A 22,267-nucleotide genomic window follows, 5' to 3' on the forward strand; every position below is an offset into this window, starting at 1 on the left:
TTTATGCTTGGATAGTCTACCGACAAGCTTTAGACTGTCAACACATTGATAATATCAAAAGTTTACATTTGGTTATTTATTAGCCACACCAAGAATGGAAGTTACTATGGATCTCGCCTTTGACCGCCAGCATATCTGGCATCCTTATACATCAACGTTGACACCTCTGACCTGCTACCCAGTCACTAACGCAGACGGCGTTTACCTAGAATTAGAGGGCGGAAAACGAATTATTGATGGTATGTCCTCTTGGTGGTCAACCATCCACGGCTACAATCATCCAGAGCTCAATGCTGCAGCTCACAGCCAAATCGATAAGGTTTCGCATGTTATGTTTGGAGGTATCACCCACCAGCCTGCTATCGATTTATGTAAGAAACTTTTGAACCTAGCACCAAATAATCTCGAGCACGTATTCTTGGCTGATTCAGGTTCAGTAGCCGTAGAGGTTAGTCTCAAGATGGCTCTCCAATACTGGCACGCTAAAGGGCAACCTCGTTCAAAATTCCTCACGTTGAGAGATGGTTACCACGGTGATACCTTTGCGGCAATGTCGGTGACCGATCCAGATAACTCGATGCACAGCCTCTACAAAGGCTTTTTGCCTGAGCACATTTTTGCTGATTCGCCAAAAACGGGGTTTTGGGATGATTGGAATTCAAGTGACATCAATAGCTTTCGAGAGAAACTCACAGCCCATCATGAAGAGGTTGCCGCCGTAATCTTAGAGCCTATCGTTCAAGGCGCTGGCGGCATGCGCATCTACCACCCTGAGTTCCTAAAACAAATTCGCCTACTGTGTGATGAATTCAACGTATTACTTATTTTGGATGAGATTGCAACCGGATTTGGCCGCACAGGGAAACTGTTCGCTTGTGAGCATGCCGATGTCAAACCGGACATCTTATGCGTAGGCAAGGCTTTAACTGGTGGCTATATGACATTGTCAGCGACGCTTGCGAGTAAAGAAGTTGCTGACACGGTATGTGGCGGTGAAGCAGGCTGCTTTATGCACGGGCCAACCTTCATGGGCAACCCTTTAGCTTGTGCAGTAGGTGCGGCAAGTTTGTCCATCATAGAGCAAGGTCATTGGCAAAATCAGACTCATCAGATTGAACAACTCTTTTCTGAGTTACTACCGCCTCTACTCAAGCATGCTCTTGTCAAAGATGTTCGCTGGTTGGGCGCTATTGGCGTCGTTGAAACCCACACACCTGTCGATATGGAAACCATCCAAGCTCACTTTGTTGAACAAGGCGTTTGGATACGTCCGTTCGGGAAGTTGATTTATATGATGCCTCCTTTCATTAGCAAGGCTGAGCACATCGAACAACTTGTTTCATCTATTGATAAAGCCCTCCAACAATCTGCTTGCTTCAAACCAAGTTGATTTAACAAACATCATTTAGAAAACCTATAAGCCGCCCATAAAATACTAATGGCGGCTTCTCCTTCACGTGAAAAACCAGCCAACAAACACACCCCAAGCCATTGTTTTATCTTTGATTTGAACTCGAAAAACCCCACAAATAAATTTAATCCTCTCCATAAAAACAATTAGCAAAAGAGTGTTACCTATCGGGTAAAAAGCCGTCATAAAATACGCGCCATTTTGGTACTGAATATAATGAATGACCTTCCTTATTCGAGTTCATCTCAGAATCAAATTAGCCAATATTTTTAACTCCTATTAGATAAAAATATTCGCAAAAAAAGAATCCAATTCTAGCGAAGGCTTATATCAACTTCGTAGAAACCTAACGCTTCTTGTTTTGTCGGTCGTGCAAGACATCAAGACAATCCGCAATAGCTACGTAATTCACGTCAGTAAATAATTTAAAGTAAGCATGAAATTAACCCAACTAAATGCACTTATCATTGATGACTCAACGATAGTGTTATCAACTATTCGTAACATGCTGGTTCATATTGGTTTTTCAGAACGTTTGATTGCCATTGCGAAATCACCTCGTGTTGCAATGACCATCACGAATGACTCAACTTTTGATGTCATCATTTGTGATTACAACTTTGGTAACACGATCAACGGCAAACAGCTATTTGAAGAATTGAAGCAAGCCAACAGATTAAAAGATGACGGAATATTTATTCTTGTTACAGGTGAAAATTCAGCTCTATCGATACGCCCTATCCTTGAACTACGACCTGACAACTATTTGTTAAAACCGTTTAACCGCGAAACTCTAAAACAGCGCATCACCAGTTCCTTAAGGAAGAAGCTGATTTTACAAGACATTTATAAGGCTGAGAGAGAAAATAACTATGAAGCGGGCCTAGAGCATTGCGAAGGGCTTGCCGCGTTTCATCCCGAATACTTCGCAACAATCCAGCAATTTCGAGGGAGCTTTCTATCAAAACTAGAGCTCTACGAGGAAGCCAAGAATGTCTATCAGAAAGCGATAGATGAAGGCAGTTTTGATTGGGCTCAAGCAGGATTAGCAAACAGCCTTGCGAATTTGGGGCAGCTTAGCGAAGCACAGTCGATGATTGAAAGTTTGATCAATTCTGCGCCAACCTGCACTTTGTATCGAGACCAAGCAGCTCAAGTAAACCTGATCAGCAATAAGGTTCCGGCAGCCATTGCTCACTTCAAGTTAGCGAGTAAACTAACACCAGGTAACTCTGAGAGAGAGCTTGCAATCGCAAATCTATGCTTATCGGTTAATGATACTAAAACAGCGCTATTCCACTACCAAAACCATGTGCAAATCAATAAGGACACCTTTCGAGACAACCTATATATGAAGCTAAGTCATATACGATTCTTGCTCTATTGCGCCTCAGATGGCATCGATAAGCAAGCGAATTTGGGTCACGTCAATTACTTAATTTCGAAGATCCCTACCGAGGCAAGATCAGGGCTTCAAACTGACTTAGCACTTATCGCAGCTCACATCGCGATGGAAGCTAACCAATATCAAAAAGCAGTCACTATACTAACCGCATTGCACGACAAGAATGACTTTGATGCCTTCCCTGTGATTTATCACCATGCATGGTTATTGGATAGGATGAGCTGTGAAAACGAGTTTAAAATTGCGGAAAACCGTTGCAGCATGTTGATAGTGAAAACAGCGAGCGAGACAGTGGTTTCAAGTCAGATAACGATGTGCACTGAGATGAAACATCGCAACACCGCAAAAATGAACTGGCTCAAAGAGAAGAATATCGGCATCAAACTAGCAAAGTCAGACTACAAACAGGTGCTTGTGACTTACTTAGATATTCATAAACGATGTCCGATGATCAAGAACGTATGTATGAATACGATAAAATTGCTCTCTGTTATTTGGCCTGATTCAATGGGTGCAAAACAAGTGCTAACCATCATTAAGCAATGTGACGAAGTGATCACACAGCTTTATACGATTGATGAGCTGACACAAAACAACTATCAAAACTATTACCGAAAGGCGCTTCTGGCATGTAAGCAAGCAGATTTGGCCTGGAAACAAGCAAACAATACTTCCGAGGCTGCCTTCTCATATATGTAGCTTCTATTTAAACAACGTCCGCATACAAAAAAGGCTTTGCCATTACAGCAAAGCCTTTTAACAATTCTAACGAGATAGACTAATCTAAATTCGATGAACCTAAATTGGTATTAACCGATGTGCGTTACGCCGCCCATGTATGGTTGAAGTACTGTTGGGATAGCAATACGGCCATCTGCTTCTTGGTTGTTCTCAAGAATAGCAACCATAGTACGACCAACAGCAAGACCAGAACCGTTAAGTGTGTGTACAAGTTCAGGTTTCTTCTCGCCTTTACGACGGAAACGAGCTTGCATACGACGCGCTTGGAAATCCCACATGTTTGAACAAGAAGAAATTTCACGGTATGTCTCTTGTGCTGGAACCCAGACTTCTAAGTCGTAAGTTTTCGCAGAACCGAAGCCCATGTCACCCGTACATAGAATCACTTTACGGTAAGGAAGCTCTAGAAGTTGAAGTACTTTCTCAGCGTGACCAGTTAGCTCTTCAAGCGCTGCCATTGAGTCTTCTGGCTTAGTAATTTGTACTAATTCAACTTTGTCGAATTGGTGCATACGGATAAGACCACGAGTGTCACGTCCGTAAGAACCCGCTTCAGAACGGAAACATGGTGTGTGAGCTGTCATCTTAAGTGGCAGTTCAGCTTCATCAGTAATCGTGTCACGAACCATGTTCGTTACCGGCACTTCCGCAGTAGGGATAAGCGATAACGTCTTAAGAGGCACGTCACTTACTTGCTCAGTTAGCGGACTTGTGTGGAACAAGTCTTCGCCGAACTTAGGAAGTTGACCAGTACCGTAAAGGCTATCGTGGTTCACTAGGTACGGTACGTACATTTCTGTATAGCCGTGCTCATCAGTGTGAAGGTCCAGCATGAATTGAGCAATAGCACGGTGTAGACGTGCGAATTTGCCTTTCATCACGATGAAACGAGAACCAGAGATTTTAACTGCGCTAGCAAAATCAAGACCGCCAGACATTTCGCCAAGATCCACGTGATCTTTCACTTCGAAGTCGTAAGTCTTAGGTTGCCCCCAACGAGAAACTTCTACGTTGTCGTCTTCATCTTTACCATCTGGCACTTCTGCGTCAGGTAGGTTAGGAATTGACATTGTGATCGTTTCTAGCTCAGATTGAAGCTCAGCCAATGTTACTTTAGCTTGGTCTAGTTCTGCGCCTAAGTTGCCTACTTCTGCAAGGATACGCTCAGCTTCTTCATGGTCGCCTTTTGCTTTCGCTTGACCAATGGACTTCGATCGAGAGTTACGTAACGCTTGTAGCTCTTCAGTTTTCATCTGAAGGGACTTACGTTTTTCTTCAAGTTCACGAATTGTCTCTACATCAAGGGTGAAGCCTCGACGTGCTAATTTTGCCGCTGTTTCATCCAGCTCAGCTCGAAGTAATTTAGAATCCAGCATTGCTAATCCTATGCTTTAGTTATTTGAATATTCAGTAGATTGCTACTGAATCACTGCTAAACCCCTAAAACTGGTGCTATTTCGACCAATTTGTAACGATTTAATTGAATTTTTATGACTAGGTAACGATATCCAAAAAAGACTACTTTTCATAGCGTTTTTGTGGGCTTTTTGCGTCCAAATCCGCCAGATAATCTAGCTTCTCGCCAATTTTGGTCTCTAAGCCTCGTTTTGTTGGGAAATAGTATTGTGTTTCGCCCATTTCAGGCGGCAAATACTTTTCTCCAGCGGCGTAGGCACCTGGTTCATCATGAGCATAACGGTATTCTTGCCCGTAGCCCATGTCCTTCATCAAAGTTGTGGGTGCATTACGTAAATGATGAGGGACTTCATATTCAGGAAGGTTGTGAGCATCCGTTAAGGCTTGCTTCCAAGCCGTGTAAACAGCGTTACTCTTTGGCGCACACGCTAGATAGACAACCGCCTGCGCAATCGCACGCTCCCCTTCTGCTGGGCCAATACGCGTGAAGCAATCCCAAGCCGACATTGCGACCTGCATTGCTCTTGGATCAGCATTACCAATATCTTCAGAAGCAATCGCCAGCAAGCGTCTTACTATATACAAAGGGTCACAACCCGCTGCAATCATTCGCGCCGACCAATACAACGCAGCATCGGGATTAGAGCCTCGAATCGACTTATGAACGGCGGAGATTAGGTCGTACCAAATATCACCCTTGTTATCGAAACGAGCAACCTTCTCACCAGCCACTTCCGCTAACAACTGCAATGTTATCGCTTTCTCGCCTTTGTCGTTGTCTTCCGCCATGTCATACAGCAGCTCTAGATAGTTGAGCGACATACGTGCATCACCGTTGACCAGCTCCGCAAGACGATCTAATACGTTATCAGCAAAATCAGCCGACACATCACCCAAGCCACGCTGTTTATCTTCAATGGCTTGGCGAATGACGAGGGAGATATCCTCAGTATTAAGCGAAGTCAGTTTGTAGACACGCGCACGTGATAACAAAGCGTTGTTTAACTCAAAAGAAGGGTTTTCTGTAGTCGCGCCGATAAACGTAACCGTGCCATCTTCGATATGAGGTAAGAACGCATCTTGCTGACTTTTATTAAAGCGATGGACTTCGTCCACAAATAGAATCGTTCTACGCCCTGCTTGCTTGTTCTCACGCGCTTTTTCAATGGCGATACGAATGTCTTTTACACCCGAAGTCACTGCTGACACGCGCTCGACTTCTGCATTGGCGTAATTAGCTGCCACTTCTGCCAGCGTGGTTTTACCGGTGCCCGGAGGCCCCCATAAAATCATGGAGTGGATATGGCCCGCCTCCAACGCTCTGCGAAGGGGTTTACCTGGACCTAATATATGCTGCTGACCAATATACTGTTCAACAGTTTCAGGTCTCATACGAGCAGCAAGGGGACGAAAATCTTCGTCCCCCGCAAAATCTAAGCTGTAATTACTCAATTGCAATCTCTTGATTCGTTGATGGCACCTGTGCCTATCGACGTACTACCAAACGTTCTGCCAGTTTGGATCAGTTTCTTTGGTCGTCGACCTCGACACCTTCCGGCGCCACAAAAGTAAAGCGGTCTGCAGCAGGTTTACCTAAGTCAACATTGTTAAAGGTAAACTCACCTTTTTGGCCGTCTTGTTCAATCACATTAAAGCCCTGAACAATGCCTTTCTCGGTGATGTTAATCTGGAAATCGCCCTGATTAGAGTCCACAGCCGTTGGCGTTAGCGTAAATTGGTTACCCGTTTGCGCAACATTGTAGTTATCCCAATCACTTGCTTGGTTACGAGTCAGCAATACAAATGGCGTTTGCGATGTGGCTTGTTCTTGCCAGTAAATGCTCACTTGTTCAATGAACGGGCTGTAGTACCACAAGCTTTGACCATCAGAGACCAATAGGTTTTCATCAGGGAAAGTCGTTTCCCAACGGAACAAGCTAGGGCGTGCAATCTCTACAGTGCCCTCGCCTTCCTTCACAACATCACCGTCAGGGCTGGTGACAACTTGTTTAAAGTCAGCGCTAAAACCTGCATTCAGCGACAAGCGGCTACTCAACTCTTCTTTCGGAGAAGCAAATACTGAGAAGCTCATAAATAAAAGTGCGAATACTTTTTTCATCAATAATCCTGTTAGAACATAAGTCGGTCATGTTTTGGTTTTGACCGACTGAATAGTTATGAGTTCCTATTGGAACTAATCTTTTGGTGGCGCTGGCGCCAAGACTTCTCGGTTACCGTTATGTCCTGGCGCACTGACAATACCTTGAGCTTCTAATTGCTCAACAATTCGTGCGGCACGGTTGTAGCCGATCTTAAATCGACGTTGCACACCAGAAACTGAACCACGACGTGAATGGACAACGTGTTCGACAACTTGATCAAACAGAGGATCGACTTCTTCATCGCCTTCCATTTTCTCACCTGGTAACAGTGTTTCTGGGGTTTGGTCGCCGTTCGTAATCTCTTCAATATAGTTTGGCTTACCGCGTGCTTTCCAGTTATTCACGACCGCGTGTACATCATCATCAGATGCAAATGCGCCGTGTACACGAGTTGTGTGGCTTGAACCCGGTGGCAAGTACAACATATCACCCATACCAAGTAGTGACTCAGCACCACCTTGGTCAAGAATGGTTCGAGAGTCTGTTTTGGTTGATACGGTAAAGGCTACACGTGTCGGGATATTGGCTTTAATAAGACCCGTAATAACATCCACTGACGGGCGCTGAGTCGCTAGGATCAAGTGAACACCCGCCGCACGTGCTTTTTGTGCCAAACGAGCAATCAATTCTTCAACTTTCTTACCAACTACCATGATTAAATCGGCGAATTCATCGACGACAACTACGATGTAAGGCAGTTTTTCCAATAATGGAGCTTCAGGGTCCATGCTGTCGCCCGGTTTCCACAGAGGATCATGAATTGGGTGACCCGCTTCCGCAGCCATCTTCAATTTGTCGTTGTAGCCTTTAATGTTACGAACACCAAGTGCCGACATCAGTTTATAACGACGTTCCATTTCGCCAACACACCAACGAAGGGCGTTAGACGCATCTTTCATGTCGGTAACGACTTCAGACAATAGATGTGGAATACCTTCATAGATAGACAATTCCAACATTTTCGGGTCAATCATGATGAAACGAACGTCTTCAGGCGATGCCTTGTAAAGCATACTCAAGATCATCACGTTCACACCCACCGATTTACCAGAGCCGGTGGTACCTGCAACCAGTACGTGTGGCATCTTCGATAAATCAGCAATAACCGCTTCACCTGCAATATCTTGTCCTAGAACAACGGTCGTTGGTGACGTCGCTTCTTGGAACTGAGGGCTACCTACCACATCGGAGAAGAATACGGTTTGACGGCTCATATTCGGCAATTCCAAACCAACATAAGGTTTACCCGGTATTACCTCTACGACACGTACTGCCAATGCAGAAAGTGAACGCGCTAAGTCCATAGAAAGACCAGAAATACGGCTCACTTTCACGCCAGGAGCCAGATCGAGTTCGAATCGAGTGATGACAGGGCCAGGGAAGATATCAACCACATCTGCCTTTATCTTGTAGTCCGCTAGCTTCGATTCTACAAGACGAGCAATCGCCTCTAGTGCATCGCGGTCAATAAAGGTTTCACGTTTTTCAGGGTGGAACAACAGCTCAAGTGTTGGCAATGGCTCGGCAGGTTTGGGCAAATTCACATCTTGCTGTACCAAGAACGGGTTTTGTGTCGCCGCCATATTCGCTTGCGCTTCAGATACCAGATTTTGGAATGCTGCTACATCTTGGTCTTGGTGCACAGACTCATCTTCCGTGACCTCTTCCCATGGAAGCTCAACAGCCTGCTCTTGAGCTTGTTCGTTAGTTTGCTCAAACTCAGCATTACCTTGTTGGGCAGAGAAAGGCTCTTGTTGCTCAGTATTAACATCTTCAATCGATACAGGTTGGAACACTGAAGCTTGTTCATCTTGCTCTTCCGCCATATCAAACGGAGATGCTTGCACAGAAGAATCGTCTTCGATTGTTTCTTCTGTTTCATCCACTGGCGAAGCATATAAAGATTCAGGCTGAACGTCTTCTGCACCGAGTTCACCCTCGACTTCAGAGGAACTATCCGTTGCTGTTTCAGCACTATCAAAGTCACTATGAGTTGGACTAACTTCCGCTTGTTCGTTTTGCATGTATTGTTGATACGCAACCTGAGATTCATGTGCGTCAACTTGCTCTTGAGCCGCTAGATCATCTTCATACATTGCAGCATTCTCTAGCTGCTCTATCGTTGCATTCAACTGCTTCGAACGCTCAATACCTTCTTCTAATGGTTCTTCTGGCGCTTGGTAAACAGGCGCAGCAGGGATCGGCTCAGGTTCAACTTCAGGTTGACGTTGAATATCAGACACTTCTTGAGCTGAAGCGTCTTGCTTCGCTGGCGCCTCGACAGGCATATGAATATTGTAATGGCGCTTCGGCGACGCGGCACTGTCTAGCGCATTTGTAGCCTCGCCTGAAGACTCATTGGTCGCTGAGAAGCTCATCGCAGGATCTAGTAGATCATGCTCTTTTGATTCTTTGTTATCTTCTAAAGCAGGAACATCACGGTAACTCGGCTCTTGATGACGTTCTTCGATTAAATCGCGGTCTGCCGATTCTGTTAACTGAGGTTCAAGCAGCTCTTGATCTTGGCCGCGCGCCTTATTAACGGCTGACGTAAAGAATTTGATTGCACACTCGCCTAACCATTCAACAATACTTAACCAAGAAATGCCCGTTAATAGGGTAAAGCCAGCTCCCCATAAGAAAAGAAGAACCAACGTACTGCCCAGAACGTTCAGCGTTGGAAGTGCAAGACTTGTTAATACATCACCGACTACACCACCAGATGAAAAGTACCAAATATCATCGAAGTTGATATCCGCTAAACCACAGCTAGTAAGAATAAGGACAGTCAGTCCAAGTAAACGAGTACCCCACAGCATGAAATCGATCTGCTCATCTTCATTACGTTTACGGAATAATACCCACGCAGCAACCGTCACCAAGATAGGTAAAGGATAAGCTAAAGAACCAAACACAAAGAAAAGCGTATCCGCCAACCATGCACCTACGTAGCCTCCTGCATTTTGAATATCACCACCCCAAGCCGTTTGCGACCATGATGGGTCAGCAGGGCTAAAAGTTAATAACGCAACGGCAAGTAGAATAGAGAAGAGAACACCTAGAATTAGGCTGCACTCTTTTAGACGTTGAGAACCACTTAAACGAGGAGACTGAGGCTCTTCACTCGTTTTAATGATTGTTTCTACTTTATTACTGCTCTGCTTGAACATAAACCAACTTAATAATTAAACGGGATAAAAACATCTCGAGCGGCAATAGCCGCTCGTTTCAATGAAACTACTGTTGATTTAACCATATCAAACAGAAAAACCCAATTCCAGAAAGCAAGAAAGCGGAACAAATGTCCGCTTTCTTTCATTTCACCAATTGTGATTAACGAGTTTTAATCACAAGTTGATTGGTTTGTTTCACTTCTTCCATTACAACGTAAGTTCGAGTGTCGTTTACGCCTGGTAGACGAAGTAACGTATCACCCAGTAGCTTACGGTAAGCACCCATATCAGATACACGTGTTTTTAGAAGATAGTCAAAATCACCCGACACTAAATGACACTCTTGGATGTCATCCAGTTTCTGCACAGCGGTGTTGAATTGTTCGAACACATCTGGCGCACCACGGTTCAACGTAATTTCAACAAACACTAAAAGTGAAGCATCAAGGTACTGTGGGTTCAGCAATGCTGTGTACCCAGTAATGTAACCTTGACGCTCTAAACGACGAACACGCTCAAGACATGGAGTTGGAGAAAGTCCTACTCGTTTTGAGAGTTCAACGTTTGAGATACGACCGTCTTTTTGCAACTCATTAAGAATGTTGCGGTCAATACGATCTAGTTCCTTGGACGGCTTCTTATAATTGTCTGCCATTTTTTATTCCACCTTATTACTTCCTTGCAAAAAAATATACTACAACTTTTTAATATTCAGTATCAAATTTTACTTAAACATATCTATACTAGATATTAATTCGACAGAATTACCCTACACATAGATAAAACAACCAAAATAAAATGAGGAGTCAGGATGATCATTGGCGTACCTAAGGAAATCAAGAACCACGAATACCGCGTTGGTATGACCCCAGCTAGCGTGAGAGAACTAATCTCACACGGCCACCAAGTTTTTGTAGAAACCAATGCCGGTAATGGTATCGGTTTTTCAGACGATGATTACATCGCTGTAGGCGCATCCATTCTTCCTACTGCTGCTGACGTTTTCGCGAAAGCAGAAATGATTGTAAAGGTTAAAGAACCTCAAGCTGTCGAGCGAGCTATGCTTCGCGAAGGGCAAATATTATTTACCTATTTACACCTTGCACCAGATTTTCCACAAACGGAAGAGCTAATCAAGAGCAAAGCTGTCTGCGTAGCCTATGAGACTGTAACAGATAATATGGGTCGCTTGCCACTATTAGCACCAATGTCTGAAGTCGCTGGTCGCATGTCTATTCAAGCAGGTGCACAAACACTAGAGAAATCTAACGGTGGTTGTGGTCTTCTTCTTGGCGGCGTTCCTGGTGTTGAGCCAGCAAAAGTTGTTGTTGTTGGCGGCGGTGTTGTTGGTGCTAACGCAGCACGTATGGCTGTTGGCCTTCGCGCAGACGTAACCATTCTTGATCGCAACGTAGATACGCTTCGTCGTCTTGATGAAGAATTCCAAGGTCGCGCAAAAGTGGTTTATTCTACTGAAGACGCTATTGAGAAGCATGTTCTAGAAGCAGACCTAGTGATTGGTGCAGTACTGATCCCAGGCGCAGCCGCTCCTAAACTTGTTACAAAAGATCACATCGCTAAGATGAAGCCAGGTTCAGCGGTTGTTGATGTTGCAATCGACCAAGGTGGTTGTTTCGAAACTTCACACGCAACAACTCACGCCGATCCAACTTACATCGTTGATGACGTAGTTCACTACTGTGTTGCCAACATGCCAGGTGCCGTTGCTCGTACTTCTACTTACGCACTAAACAATGCAACACTTCCTTACATTGTTAAGCTAGCGAACAAAGGCTACCGCGAAGCACTTCTATCTGATGAAGGTTTCCTAGAAGGTCTAAACGTAATCCACGGTAAAGTGACTTGTAAAGAAGTTGCGGAGAGCTTTGACCTAGAATACGTAGCGCCTGCAGAAGCAATCGCAATGTTTAACTAATGATGTAATGACTAACTGAACGCAATAACCTTCTCGTTGAAGCGTTCAGTTAACTCATACACATTAAACAAAAAGCCAGTACGACATAATGTCGCGCTGGCTTTTTTGTATTTATCACTTTTTTGTATTTATAGCTTTATTTTGCATTCATGATGTTAGATCGTAAAAACACGTACCAGTGCTGTTTACCGCTAGCACTCGATCTTAACCCCATGAATCAATAGGTTTCTTGGCGTTACACTACGTTCGCAGAACTCTTCAATCGAAGCTTGATAACCTTGTTCTTGCAGATAAATGGCACGATCTAAGGCCAACCATATCTCTAAAGGTCTTCTAAAGACTTGTTGAACTAAACTCAGCTTTTCCATTTCCCAGAAAAGCGCTTCGCCTTGAATTAAATAAGAGTCAAAATCAATATCTGAACCCAGCGATATATCTTTCACTTCAGATGCCCAGCAACAAAATGATTCAAAGCCTTCGGATAGCTCCGATTTCTTGATGCTTGGTACAGGAATGTACTCGTCGACACCAAGCTCACCCTTAAGTAGTTGGCTAAAGCCTAATCGGTAACTCATTTCTAACTGACGGTGTCTTTTTACTCTTTCACCACCAGTGACGGTTTCTTGAAGCGGGATTCTTAAGTCGCTCTTGCTCAACGTTAATGCTGAGCTTTTCGCAACGGATGACATCGCTTGGTAGCTTTCATCGCGAATAAGGTGGTAGCAACATGGAGAAATGGTGACTGCAGGAAGCCCATGTGAAACAGATTTTTTCACTAATTCGACATGAAGGTCACCACAAGCATGAAGAGCAACAGCATGTTGATTTGAGTTAAACACCCTATCTGCATCTTTTGAAAACGCGTCACCTTGAACAAAGTCCATCTCTAGTTTCTGGTCATCTGCAATCTTTTGTCCGCTTTCACACAACGATTGTTGCCATTCAAAGCTAGTGACTTTTTGATCTGATTGCTGAGATAAGATCCGACCGAGAAAGCCTTTGCCAGAACACCATTCAAGCCACTCTTTACCATGATGGTGCTCTAATGAAGCCTCACCCATCGCGACGATTTGTTGCAGCTTTCTGCCGGGAATACCATCAGCAGTACCACGAGGGAGGTCTAATCCAACCAAAGCCGTATTATCAAACTGGATATTTTGGTTAGCGACATCTAGTTGAGGGAGGAAACGAGCCAGTTCCTCGACCAAAAGCTGCGGCTGCTCTTTTAACGTTTGAATGCGTTCAATACTCAAACTATCCAACCAATCAACAAGGGGAAGGTTCACGTCTGTCCATAGCTGATCGTGAGTTTGGCATAGGTGAAAAGGCTCTGAACGCCAATAAACTTGGTGCTCTAGCAAAAATGAATCGAGTATTGTAAATCGTGAATGCATGCTTCCCCCTATGGTGCGTGGATTGTAGGGGTAAGAGGCCAAAATGGAAAGGAAGGTTACAAATTGAGGTTGTATAAAGACTACTTACCAGCAAGCAAACTTAAATGAAAACGGCCTGTAAACAGGCCGAATTGGGAATCTAGGTAAGACTATGACCCTTAGCGAACGGGTAAGTCGATGTCTTTAAACATCTCTTCGATCTCTTCATTCGATTTCAAAGAAATAGCTTGCTCAACTACTGGGCGAGTTAAGTGCGGTGCAAAACGCTCCATAAAGTCAAACATGTAAGAACGCAGGAAAGTGCCTTTTCTAAAGCCAATACTTGTGGTGCTAGCACCAAATAGATGGCTCGCGTCAATAGCAACCAAGTCTGTATCTTGCTCGTGGTCAATCGCCATGCTTGCAATTACACCCACCCCGATCCCCATCCGAACATAAGTTTTAATCACATCAGCATCCGTCGCGGTAAACACAACACGCGGTGTTAAGCCTACTTTGTTAAATGCTGTATCCAGCTCGGAACGGCCAGTAAAACCAAATACATAAGTCACGAGAGAATAAGCGGCAAGATCTTCAATCGAGATATTTCGTTTCTGTGCAAGAGGGTGATCTTTCGTTACCACGATCGAACGGTTCCAATGATAACAAGGCAGCATAATTGCATCTTGATAAAGGTGTAGCGCTTCCGTTGCAATCGCAAAGTTCGCTGTACCCTTAGCTACCGCTTCTGACATCTGGCTTGGCGTGCCTTGATGCATGTGAAGCGACACTTTTGGATAACGCGCCGTGAAACCTTTAATCACATCAGGGAGTGCATAACGAGCTTGAGTATGAGTGGTTGAAATATTCAATGTGCCCATCTCAGGATGAGTGTGCTCACCCGCAACCGCTTTAATACTCTCAACACGAGCCAAAATCTCTTGAGAGATACGAATAATATCCTCACCGGCTTGTGTAACCTGAGTTAAATGCTTACCGCTACGCTCAAATATTTGAATGCCTAGCTCGTCTTCAAGTAATCTAACCTGTTTACTTATGCCGGGCTGAGATGTGTACAAACTCTCTGCTGTCGCTGAAACATTTAGGTTATGGTTTAGAACCTCAACAATGTACTTCAGTTGCTGTAACTTCATATCTAACCTCGTAATCCTTTACTCATTTCTGCGCTAACTTATTTGCAAATAGAGCGTTATAGTCTCGTGTAATATAATTAATAGTTATAACGCTTCGAGAACTAAAATGACAGAAATATCGAGCTTTTAAAGCGTAACAAATAAAAATATCACTGACGCTTTGTAAGCCACTCCTCATTCTCACACATTAGTTAGTAAATTTTGATTGCCGATTGCGCTCAACAAGAGATAATCAAAAATTGTAATTTACAAGTGCCTATACACAATGGAATCGTGTATCCTCTCTAGTTAGCTATAGAAAACAATAAGCAGACACAAATATATGAATATTGGTTTAATAATCGCCTTGGTAGCCGTGCTTTTGGTGTTGGTTTTAGGCTACAACATCATGCTTCAATACAAAGTTAAGGTAGAAACAACGAAGAAACAGGAAGCTTCTCGTTATCTAACCATTATAGATGGAACAGAAGAGTTAATTGGCAATGCTCACCACATGCCGTTTAGCCAAGATCTTCTTATATGCTTAAACAATCGAATTCTTGATGCATTAGTTAATATGTATGAACTCGATCCTAAAAATAAGCAGCTTGCCCAACGCATCGAAAGCGTAAAGCAACAAATCACTCAGCTTAAAGAGAACCACCAAGGGGGCGAAAGCACCGCTTTTCGCATGCCTAATAGTGACAAACAAGCAATTATGATGCTTAAGCTAGTTAAACGCTTGCGTGACACGGTTCGTAACGAGCACAATAAAGGACGTTTTAATACTCAAGCTTTTGTGGTTGAAAACGCTCGCTTAGAAACAATCCAAATTCGCATCAACATCGAGAATGTTATCAAACGTGCAAATGACTCGATATCTCGTGGACAGCCTGGCACAGCAATTCAACTGTTGCGCAAAGGCATCGATGCATTAGCCACTAAAAACGACGCATACTCCAATCAAGCGAAAGACAAGCTACAACAGATGCTTGACGATCTTGATCAGAAGCGCCTAAATAAAAACGCAGAAGATTTACAGCAGATGGAATCGAAAGAGCGTGAAGATGACATGGATGCTCTATTCGGTCAGAAGAAAAAATGGTAACGCTCTAACTCAACACTTAAAGGCCGCTCTATTTAAATTAGCGGCCTTTTTTGTACCTGCGGAATTTCCTTTCTCCATATAGGGGGATCTCTTAAGCTGTGATAAAATCCCGCATTATCAACAAACTTGCCCTTACCATGTATCAAGAATTATTAGCCCCTATACACTCTTTTCTTAAAGCTGAAACGCCAGATTCATGGATAGATGAAGCCAAGAAGCCTGAAAACCTTCATATCATTCTACGCGATCACATGCTTTGTGAACTTAAAGCAGCTCAAAGTGCTTTGTTCCTTATCCGTAAATATGCGGTAGATAAAGAAAGCGCGAAGCAACTGAATGAGTGGATTTTGCCCTACGAGCAATTTGCTTACCGTCGTATTGGAGACTTGGAGTCTCTACGTGGTAAAAGTAATGTATCAAAGCAAATTACAGCGAAAGAAGGCTGTAATTACGGTGCTGACTTGATCGATAAAATGGTATTGCTGATCAAAGAAGAGCTGCATCACTTCTACCAAGTGATGGAATTGATGGTAAAAAAAGGCGTGACTTATCAACCGATCGAGGCGGGCCGCTACGCTAAGGGTTTAATCAAGCAAGTTAAGACTTACGAGCCTGATGCTCTAGTTGATAAGCTTATTATTGGTGCATTTATTGAAGCTCGCTCTTGTGAACGCTTTGCTAAACTGGCTCCTTTCTTAGAAGAAGACATGGAAAAGTTTTACGTATCTCTACTTCGTTCAGAAGCTCGTCACTATCAAGACTATCTTGAACTCGCGGAACAAATCGCAGGGAAAGATATCTCTGAGCGTATTGCTCATTTTGCGCAAGTTGAAGCAGAACTTATCACTTCAGAAGACAGCGACTTTAAGTTTCATAGTGGCGCTCCGGTTTAAGCCGTTTAGAACAAGTCTACTCCAGACCAATTCTGTATTTAGTACACCTATAAGAAGTCCAGCAAATTGCTGGCCTTCTTTATTGGAATTACGACTTAATGATAAGCTTAAGCTAGCGTGCCGTTGATTTCAGCAAGTACTGCTGCAGGGTCCGCTGCTTGAGTAATTGGACGACCGATAACTAAGTAGTCTGAGCCGGATTGAATCGCCTTAGAAGGGGTCATGATACGCTTCTGGTCACCAACATCAGCGCCTACAGGACGAATACCTGGAGTAACTAGCTTGAACTCCTGACCAAGTGCACCTTTGAGCAAAGTAGCCTCTTGTGCGGAACATACAACACCGTCTAGGCCTGAGTTTTTAGTCAAAGACGCTAAGCGCATCACTTGTTGCTGTGGCTCTAGATCCAGACCGATACCCGCTAAGTCAGATTGCTCCATACTGGTTAGTACCGTCACACCGATTAACAATGGACGATCTTTACCATATGGTTCCAAAATTTCACGAGAAGCCGTCATCATACGCTCGCCACCGCTCGCGTGTACGTTCACCATCCACACGCCCATCTCAGCGGCAGCACGTACCGCCTTTGAACATGTGTTCGGGATATCGTGGAACTTAAGGTCCAAAAACACAGAGAAACCACGTTTATGTAATTCACGAACAAATTCAGGGCCAAACAGAGTAAACATCTCTTTGCCAACTTTTAGGCGGCAAGATGCTGGGTCAATACGATCGACAAAGGCTAACGCATCCGCTTGGTTATCATAATCCAATGCTACAATGATTTTTTGGTCGTTCATTTCATCTCCTAACGCAGTTAACTTTCTACAAAATATTTATACCAATCAGGCCATAAATAACAGTCATAAAAATGCAGCCCGAAAGCTGCAATTAATAATTTGGTCTTAAAATGACCACAAATCTATTCACCATCAAGCCCACGAATAGGCTTGATCGTTCCCCACCCCTTACATGAAGGGCAGTGCCAATACATTGAGTGAGTTGAGAAACCACACTGACGGCATCGGTAATGAGGCTTAACCTTGAGTTGTTCACCAACCATAGATTGAAGCGTTGTTAAGCTGTCTTTGGCTCTACCTTCTTCCGCTTCCTCTAGGTGATAATCAATTAATCGATAAAAACCTTTCATGGTTGGGTTTTTAACAAGCTGCTTTGTCAGTAGCTCTTGAGCAGAGCCAACATCTTCATGGTCGGCAACGAGTTGAGCCAGCATCAACTCAGCGGAAACACCGGCTTTCTCCTGAATACACGCTTTAAGGAACTCGACCAACTGCGCTTCTTGTCCAAGTTTGTGGTAACACTCAGCAAGCGTTGGCAGGACTTCGCTAATGAAGTCGATATCTTGCTCCAGAACTGACTCTAAATAAGTAATTGTCTTGTGATAATCTTCATTGGCTAAATGGAATTTTCCTAAAGCAATACTGGCTCGAACACATTTAGGGTCTTCTGAAAGGGCCTTCTTGAAGTGCTGAAGCGCTTTAGGGCGGTTGCCGTCGGCTTGTTCTTGCATCGCAAGTTCACACCAGAAGTGTGCAACCATCGCACGCGTCTTCATTTTCTTCTTGCTCAGCTTAACTAAGATATTCCCGTAATGAATCGCTTTATTCCACTCACGCGTTTGCTGATAAATGGCAACCAACTGCTGTAAAGCGCCTTCTTTATGATCAGGCTCTTCTACAAGCTGTTCAAAAATTTTCTCTGCGCGATCAAGAAAGCCTGAGACCGTATAGTCTTTAGCTAATTGTTGCAATGCGAGGTTTTTTTGATCGAGGGTAAGCCCAGACCGAGAGATAAGATTTTGGTGAATACGAATAGCGCGGTCGACTTCGCCTCTTGAGCGGAACAAGTTGCCCAAAGCCAAGTGAGTATCGATGGTTTCATTGTCTACTTGAAGTAACTCAATGAAGTGATCAACCGCTTTGTCAGATTGGTCTGACAGTAATAGGTTCAAACCCGTCACGTATTGGCGGGAGATCTGGTGTGATTGCTTTTGTTTTTCTTGCTGAGCATTACGATTACCCATATACCAACCATAAGCGGCTGCGATGGGCAAAAGTAAGAACAGTAACTCTAACATCAAATATGGCCTTTAAGCTTTAGTTTCAGCAGCGACCTGCTTTGATTGCTTATTGAGTTGCTTCTTCAAGCGATGAATTTTTAGTTGAGATCGCATGTGCATATTTCCAAAGACTAACCAAGCAAGAGCAAAACCTGAAACGAATACAACACCTAGCAAGCTTGACAGGTGGAAGTCGCCTTGCGCTAGCAAATAATTGAAATTCACGATTGTTTGGTTTTGAGAGCCTAAAGCCAGTGCCATTAGGAAAAGTGCGATAACAGCGACTATTTTTATAATTTTCATAGTTCATCACTCATTGATTAGTTAGCTGTACGATTATGCAGGAAAATTACTAATCAGACCACCATATTATGGTCATAAAAAAGCGGCATACATTATAGTATGCCGCTTTTCTTAATTCCGATAAGTAGCCTACAACCCTGAGTTTACTCGTTCGCGTAGCTCTTTACCTGGTTTGAAGTGAGGAACGTATTTACCTTCCAACTCAACCTTGTCACCAGTTTTAGGATTACGTCCAACACGAGGTTCACGGTAATGCAGAGAAAAGCTGCCAAAGCCGCGAATTTCGATTCGATCACCACTTTCTAGTGTTGAAGCCATGTGCTCTAAAATGTCTTTTACAGCGTCTTCAATTTCTTTTGCAGAAAGATGCGTTTGCTCAGCGCACAGTCTTTCAATCAATTCAGACTTAGTCATAGTTACCCTCGTTGGTTTTCTTTTTAGAAATTATAGACCTATCGGAAAAATAAGCAAAAAAAAAGGAGCCTTACGGCTCCTTTCTTGGCTAGATAGCTATAATTCTCTTAATGAGAAGCTATTATTCGCCTTTAGCAGCTTTGAATGCGTCTGCCATTGCGTTACCGAACGCGCCTTCATCAGACTTGTTCAGTGAAGCCATTGCTTCTTGCTCATCAGCTTCATCTTTAGCTTTGATAGATAGGTTGATTACGCGGTTCTTACGGTCTACACCAGTGAACTTCGCTTCAACGCTGTCGCCAACGCTTAGGATTAGAGATGCATCTTCGATACGGTCACGAGAAACTTCAGAAGCACGTAGGTAGCCTTCAACGCCTTCGATTAGCTCGATAGTAGCGCCTTTAGCGTCAACTGCAGTTACAGTACCGTTTACAAGAACACCTTTCTTGTTGTCAGCAACGTATGCGTTGAACGGGTCGTTTTCCATTTGCTTAACGCCAAGAGAAATACGCTCACGCTCTGCATCTACTGCTAGAACAACAGCAGAGATTTCGTCGCCTTTCTTGTATTCACGTACAGCTTCTTCGCCGGCAGCGTTCCAAGAAATGTCAGATAGGTGTACAAGACCGTCGATACCGCCTTCTAGACCGATGAAGATACCAAAGTCAGTGATAGACTTGATCTTACCAGTAACTTTGTCGCCCTTAGCTTGCATTTCTGCAAATGACTGCCATGGGTTAGCTTTACACTGTTTCAGACCTAGAGAGATACGACGACGTTCTTCGTCGATATCAAGAACCATAACCTCAACTTCGTCGCCAACATTAACAACTTTAGAAGGGTGGATGTTCTTGTTAGTCCAATCCATTTCAGAAACGTGTACTAGACCTTCAACGCCTTCTTCGATTTCAACGAAGCAGCCGTAGTCAGTTAGGTTTGTAACACGACCAGAAAGCTTGTGACCTTCTGGGTAACGCTTAGCGATTGCTACCCATGGATCTTCGCCTAGTTGCTTAAGACCTAGTGAAACACGAGTGCGCTCACGATCGAACTTAAGAACTTTAACTAGGATTTCGTCACCAACGTTAACGATCTCTGATGGGTGCTTAACGCGCTTCCAAGCCATATCTGTGATATGTAGAAGACCGTCAACACCGCCAAGATCAACGAATGCACCGTAGTCAGTAAGGTTCTTAACGATACCTTTAACTTCAGTACCTTCTTGTAGAGTTTCAAGAAGTTCGTCACGCTCAACACTGTTTTCAGATTCGATAACAGCACGACGAGAAACAACAACGTTGTTACGCTTCTGGTCTAGCTTGATTACTTTGAACTCTAGCTCTTTGTTTTCTAGGTGAGCAGTGTCACGGATAGGACGTACGTCTACTAGAGAACCTGGAAGGAAAGCACGGATACCGTTAAGTTCAACAGTGAAACCGCCTTTAACTTTACCGTTGATGATACCAACAACAGTTTCAGCTTCTTCACAAGCTTTCTCAAGTACGATCCAAGCTTCGTGACGCTTAGCTTTCTCACGAGAAAGTTGAGTTTCACCGAAACCATCTTCAACAGCGTCTAGAGCTACGTCTACTTCAGCACCAACTTCAACTTCAAGTTCGCCAGCAGCGTTCTTGAATTGTTCAGCAGGGATAGCAGATTCAGACTTAAGACCAGCGTCTACAAGAACGTAACCGTTCTCGATAGCTACTACAGTACCTTTAACGATGCTGCCTTGTTGGAATTCAGTTTCAGATAGAAACTCTTCAAAGAGTTGAGCAAAAGATTCAGTCATTATTTAATCTTCAATAATTAAACGTCCATGGGTATCCTACCGCATGGGGTTGATAAATTCGCCGGTCATCATCCTTGCGACCAACGTTCGTACTAGCTCGGCGAAATTACCCAGCCAGTTTCGATTCAATATAGTGTAGTGCTTTTTCGACTACCTGCTCAATATTCATTGAGGTGGAATCAAGCACTAGAGCATCCTCTGCAGGGCGAAGTGGCGCCACTGGGCGATTACGATCTCGATCGTCTCGCTCTTGGATCTCGCTCAAAAGGTCGTCAAATTTAACATCTAACCCCTTCTGTTGCAACTGTTTAAGGCGGCGACTCGCGCGCTCTTCAGCACTTGCATCTAAAAATATTTTCGCTTCCGCTTCAGGAAACACAACCGTTCCCATGTCACGACCGTCTGCAACTAAACCAGGAGCTGCGCTAAAAGCACGTTGACGACGTAACAGTGCTTCACGAACGCGAGGTAAAGCAGCGACTTTTGAAGCCGCCATGCCCGTCTCTTCTTTGCGAAGTTCACCAGACACATCTTCGCCTTCTAAGATAACCTTCACTAGCTCACCTTCAGCGATAAACTGAACATCTAAGTGAGTTGCAAGCGGTACTAAAGCATCTTCTGATTCAGTATCCACGCCATGGTGAATTGCCGCTAAAGCCAATACGCGATAGATCGCGCCTGAGTCTAGAAGATGAAAGCCTAGCTTATCTGCTAGTAACATACACAGGGTACCTTTACCTGCACCACTTGGTCCATCAACCGTAATCACTGGGCTTTGAGAAGGCATCTTTTACTCCACGTTTTGTCGTAAGTTTTATTCTGTACTAGCGATTCGCCACTACTTTATAGGCGGCATATTATAGAGAAAATTTGCAAGTCGAGCGAGGTAAATCTCAGATAATTCCGGGGTGATGCTACAGAAAC

Annotated in this window: 18 protein-coding genes; 5 read left to right on the plus strand and 13 right to left on the minus strand. The window is 43.9% G+C overall.

What is annotated here, in order from left to right; translation table 11 throughout:
• Positions 1-106 precede the first annotated feature (106 nt).
• Together bioA and AB6D07_RS00440 are read left to right on the plus strand one after the other, a co-directional pair.
• The gene (gene bioA / locus AB6D07_RS00435; protein ID WP_017104097.1) at positions 107-1,390 is read left to right on the plus strand and encodes an adenosylmethionine--8-amino-7-oxononanoate transaminase; all 1,284 of its coding nucleotides are present in this window, start codon (positions 107-109) and stop codon (positions 1,388-1,390) included.
• A 457-nt stretch (positions 1,391-1,847) separates the two neighbouring features.
• Positions 1,848-3,515, plus strand: a complete 1,668-nt coding sequence (locus tag AB6D07_RS00440; RefSeq protein ID WP_017104098.1) for a response regulator — start codon at positions 1,848-1,850, stop codon at positions 3,513-3,515.
• A gap of 110 nt (positions 3,516-3,625) precedes the next feature.
• On the opposite strand, the gene serS is transcribed toward AB6D07_RS00440, so the two are convergent.
• From serS to lrp, 5 genes are all read right to left on the minus strand, one after another.
• Positions 3,626-4,933, minus strand: coding sequence for a serine--tRNA ligase (serS, locus tag AB6D07_RS00445; RefSeq protein ID WP_004734554.1), 1,308 nt, complete (start codon positions 4,931-4,933; stop codon positions 3,626-3,628).
• Between the two features lie 142 nt (positions 4,934-5,075).
• Positions 5,076-6,431, minus strand: coding sequence for a replication-associated recombination protein A (locus tag AB6D07_RS00450; protein WP_017098146.1), 1,356 nt, complete (start codon positions 6,429-6,431; stop codon positions 5,076-5,078).
• Positions 6,432-6,495: 64 nt separating this feature from the next.
• The gene (gene lolA / locus AB6D07_RS00455; protein WP_372091227.1) at positions 6,496-7,092 is read right to left on the minus strand and encodes an outer membrane lipoprotein chaperone LolA; all 597 of its coding nucleotides are present in this window, start codon (positions 7,090-7,092) and stop codon (positions 6,496-6,498) included.
• Between the two features lie 75 nt (positions 7,093-7,167).
• Positions 7,168-10,305, minus strand: coding sequence for a DNA translocase FtsK 4TM domain-containing protein (locus AB6D07_RS00460; protein WP_017104100.1), 3,138 nt, complete (start codon positions 10,303-10,305; stop codon positions 7,168-7,170).
• 163 nt (positions 10,306-10,468) lie between these two features.
• A complete protein-coding gene (gene lrp, locus AB6D07_RS00465) occupies positions 10,469-10,963 on the minus strand; it encodes a leucine-responsive transcriptional regulator Lrp (RefSeq protein ID WP_004734558.1) in 495 nt (164 codons plus the stop codon).
• Between the two features lie 156 nt (positions 10,964-11,119).
• Between lrp and ald the strand changes: the two genes are divergently transcribed.
• Positions 11,120-12,244, plus strand: coding sequence for an alanine dehydrogenase (gene ald / locus AB6D07_RS00470; protein WP_012604392.1), 1,125 nt, complete (start codon positions 11,120-11,122; stop codon positions 12,242-12,244).
• Between the two features lie 191 nt (positions 12,245-12,435).
• On the opposite strand, the gene AB6D07_RS00475 is transcribed toward ald, so the two are convergent.
• Together AB6D07_RS00475 and cysB are read right to left on the minus strand one after the other, a co-directional pair.
• A complete protein-coding gene (locus tag AB6D07_RS00475) occupies positions 12,436-13,638 on the minus strand; it encodes a methyltransferase (RefSeq protein ID WP_017104101.1) in 1,203 nt (400 codons plus the stop codon).
• 158 nt (positions 13,639-13,796) lie between these two features.
• On the minus strand, positions 13,797-14,771 hold the full coding sequence (gene cysB, locus AB6D07_RS00480; protein WP_009848858.1) for an HTH-type transcriptional regulator CysB: 975 nt from the start codon (positions 14,769-14,771) through the stop codon (positions 13,797-13,799).
• Between the two features lie 322 nt (positions 14,772-15,093).
• Between cysB and AB6D07_RS00485 the strand changes: the two genes are divergently transcribed.
• Positions 15,094-15,858 (plus strand): hypothetical protein, encoded by a 765-nt coding sequence (locus AB6D07_RS00485; protein WP_017104102.1) that lies wholly within the window; start codon positions 15,094-15,096, stop codon positions 15,856-15,858.
• Between the two features lie 98 nt (positions 15,859-15,956).
• Entirely contained in the window at positions 15,957-16,751 is a 795-nt protein-coding gene (miaE, locus tag AB6D07_RS00490) for a tRNA isopentenyl-2-thiomethyl-A-37 hydroxylase MiaE (protein WP_012604394.1), read from the plus strand.
• A gap of 107 nt (positions 16,752-16,858) precedes the next feature.
• Here miaE and pyrF read toward each other — a convergent pair whose 3' ends face one another.
• The 6 genes from pyrF to cmk form a co-directional block, all read right to left on the minus strand.
• Positions 16,859-17,554, minus strand: coding sequence for an orotidine-5'-phosphate decarboxylase (gene pyrF, locus AB6D07_RS00495; RefSeq protein ID WP_017104103.1), 696 nt, complete (start codon positions 17,552-17,554; stop codon positions 16,859-16,861).
• Between the two features lie 122 nt (positions 17,555-17,676).
• Positions 17,677-18,852: a lipopolysaccharide assembly protein LapB gene (gene lapB / locus AB6D07_RS00500; protein ID WP_029223138.1), complete on the minus strand. Its 1,176-nt coding sequence runs from the start codon at positions 18,850-18,852 to the stop codon at positions 17,677-17,679.
• Between the two features lie 12 nt (positions 18,853-18,864).
• Entirely contained in the window at positions 18,865-19,137 is a 273-nt protein-coding gene (locus tag AB6D07_RS00505) for a LapA family protein (RefSeq protein WP_012604397.1), read from the minus strand.
• Between the two features lie 129 nt (positions 19,138-19,266).
• Complete coding sequence (gene ihfB / locus AB6D07_RS00510; RefSeq protein WP_010439923.1) at positions 19,267-19,551, minus strand: integration host factor subunit beta; 285 nt, start codon at positions 19,549-19,551, stop codon at positions 19,267-19,269.
• 121 nt (positions 19,552-19,672) lie between these two features.
• Positions 19,673-21,343, minus strand: a complete 1,671-nt coding sequence (gene rpsA, locus AB6D07_RS00515) for a 30S ribosomal protein S1 (RefSeq protein WP_012604398.1) — start codon at positions 21,341-21,343, stop codon at positions 19,673-19,675.
• Positions 21,344-21,449: 106 nt separating this feature from the next.
• Positions 21,450-22,130 carry a (d)CMP kinase gene (gene cmk, locus AB6D07_RS00520; protein ID WP_017104105.1) on the minus strand — a complete coding sequence of 227 codons (681 nt, stop codon included), beginning with the start codon at positions 22,128-22,130 and terminating at the stop codon, positions 21,450-21,452.
• Between the last annotated feature and the right edge of the window lie 137 nt (positions 22,131-22,267).

The sequence above is a fragment of the Vibrio sp. 10N.239.312.C11 genome (genome assembly GCF_041466065.1).
GTDB classification, from domain to species: Bacteria; Pseudomonadota; Gammaproteobacteria; order Enterobacterales; family Vibrionaceae; genus Vibrio; species Vibrio tasmaniensis_A.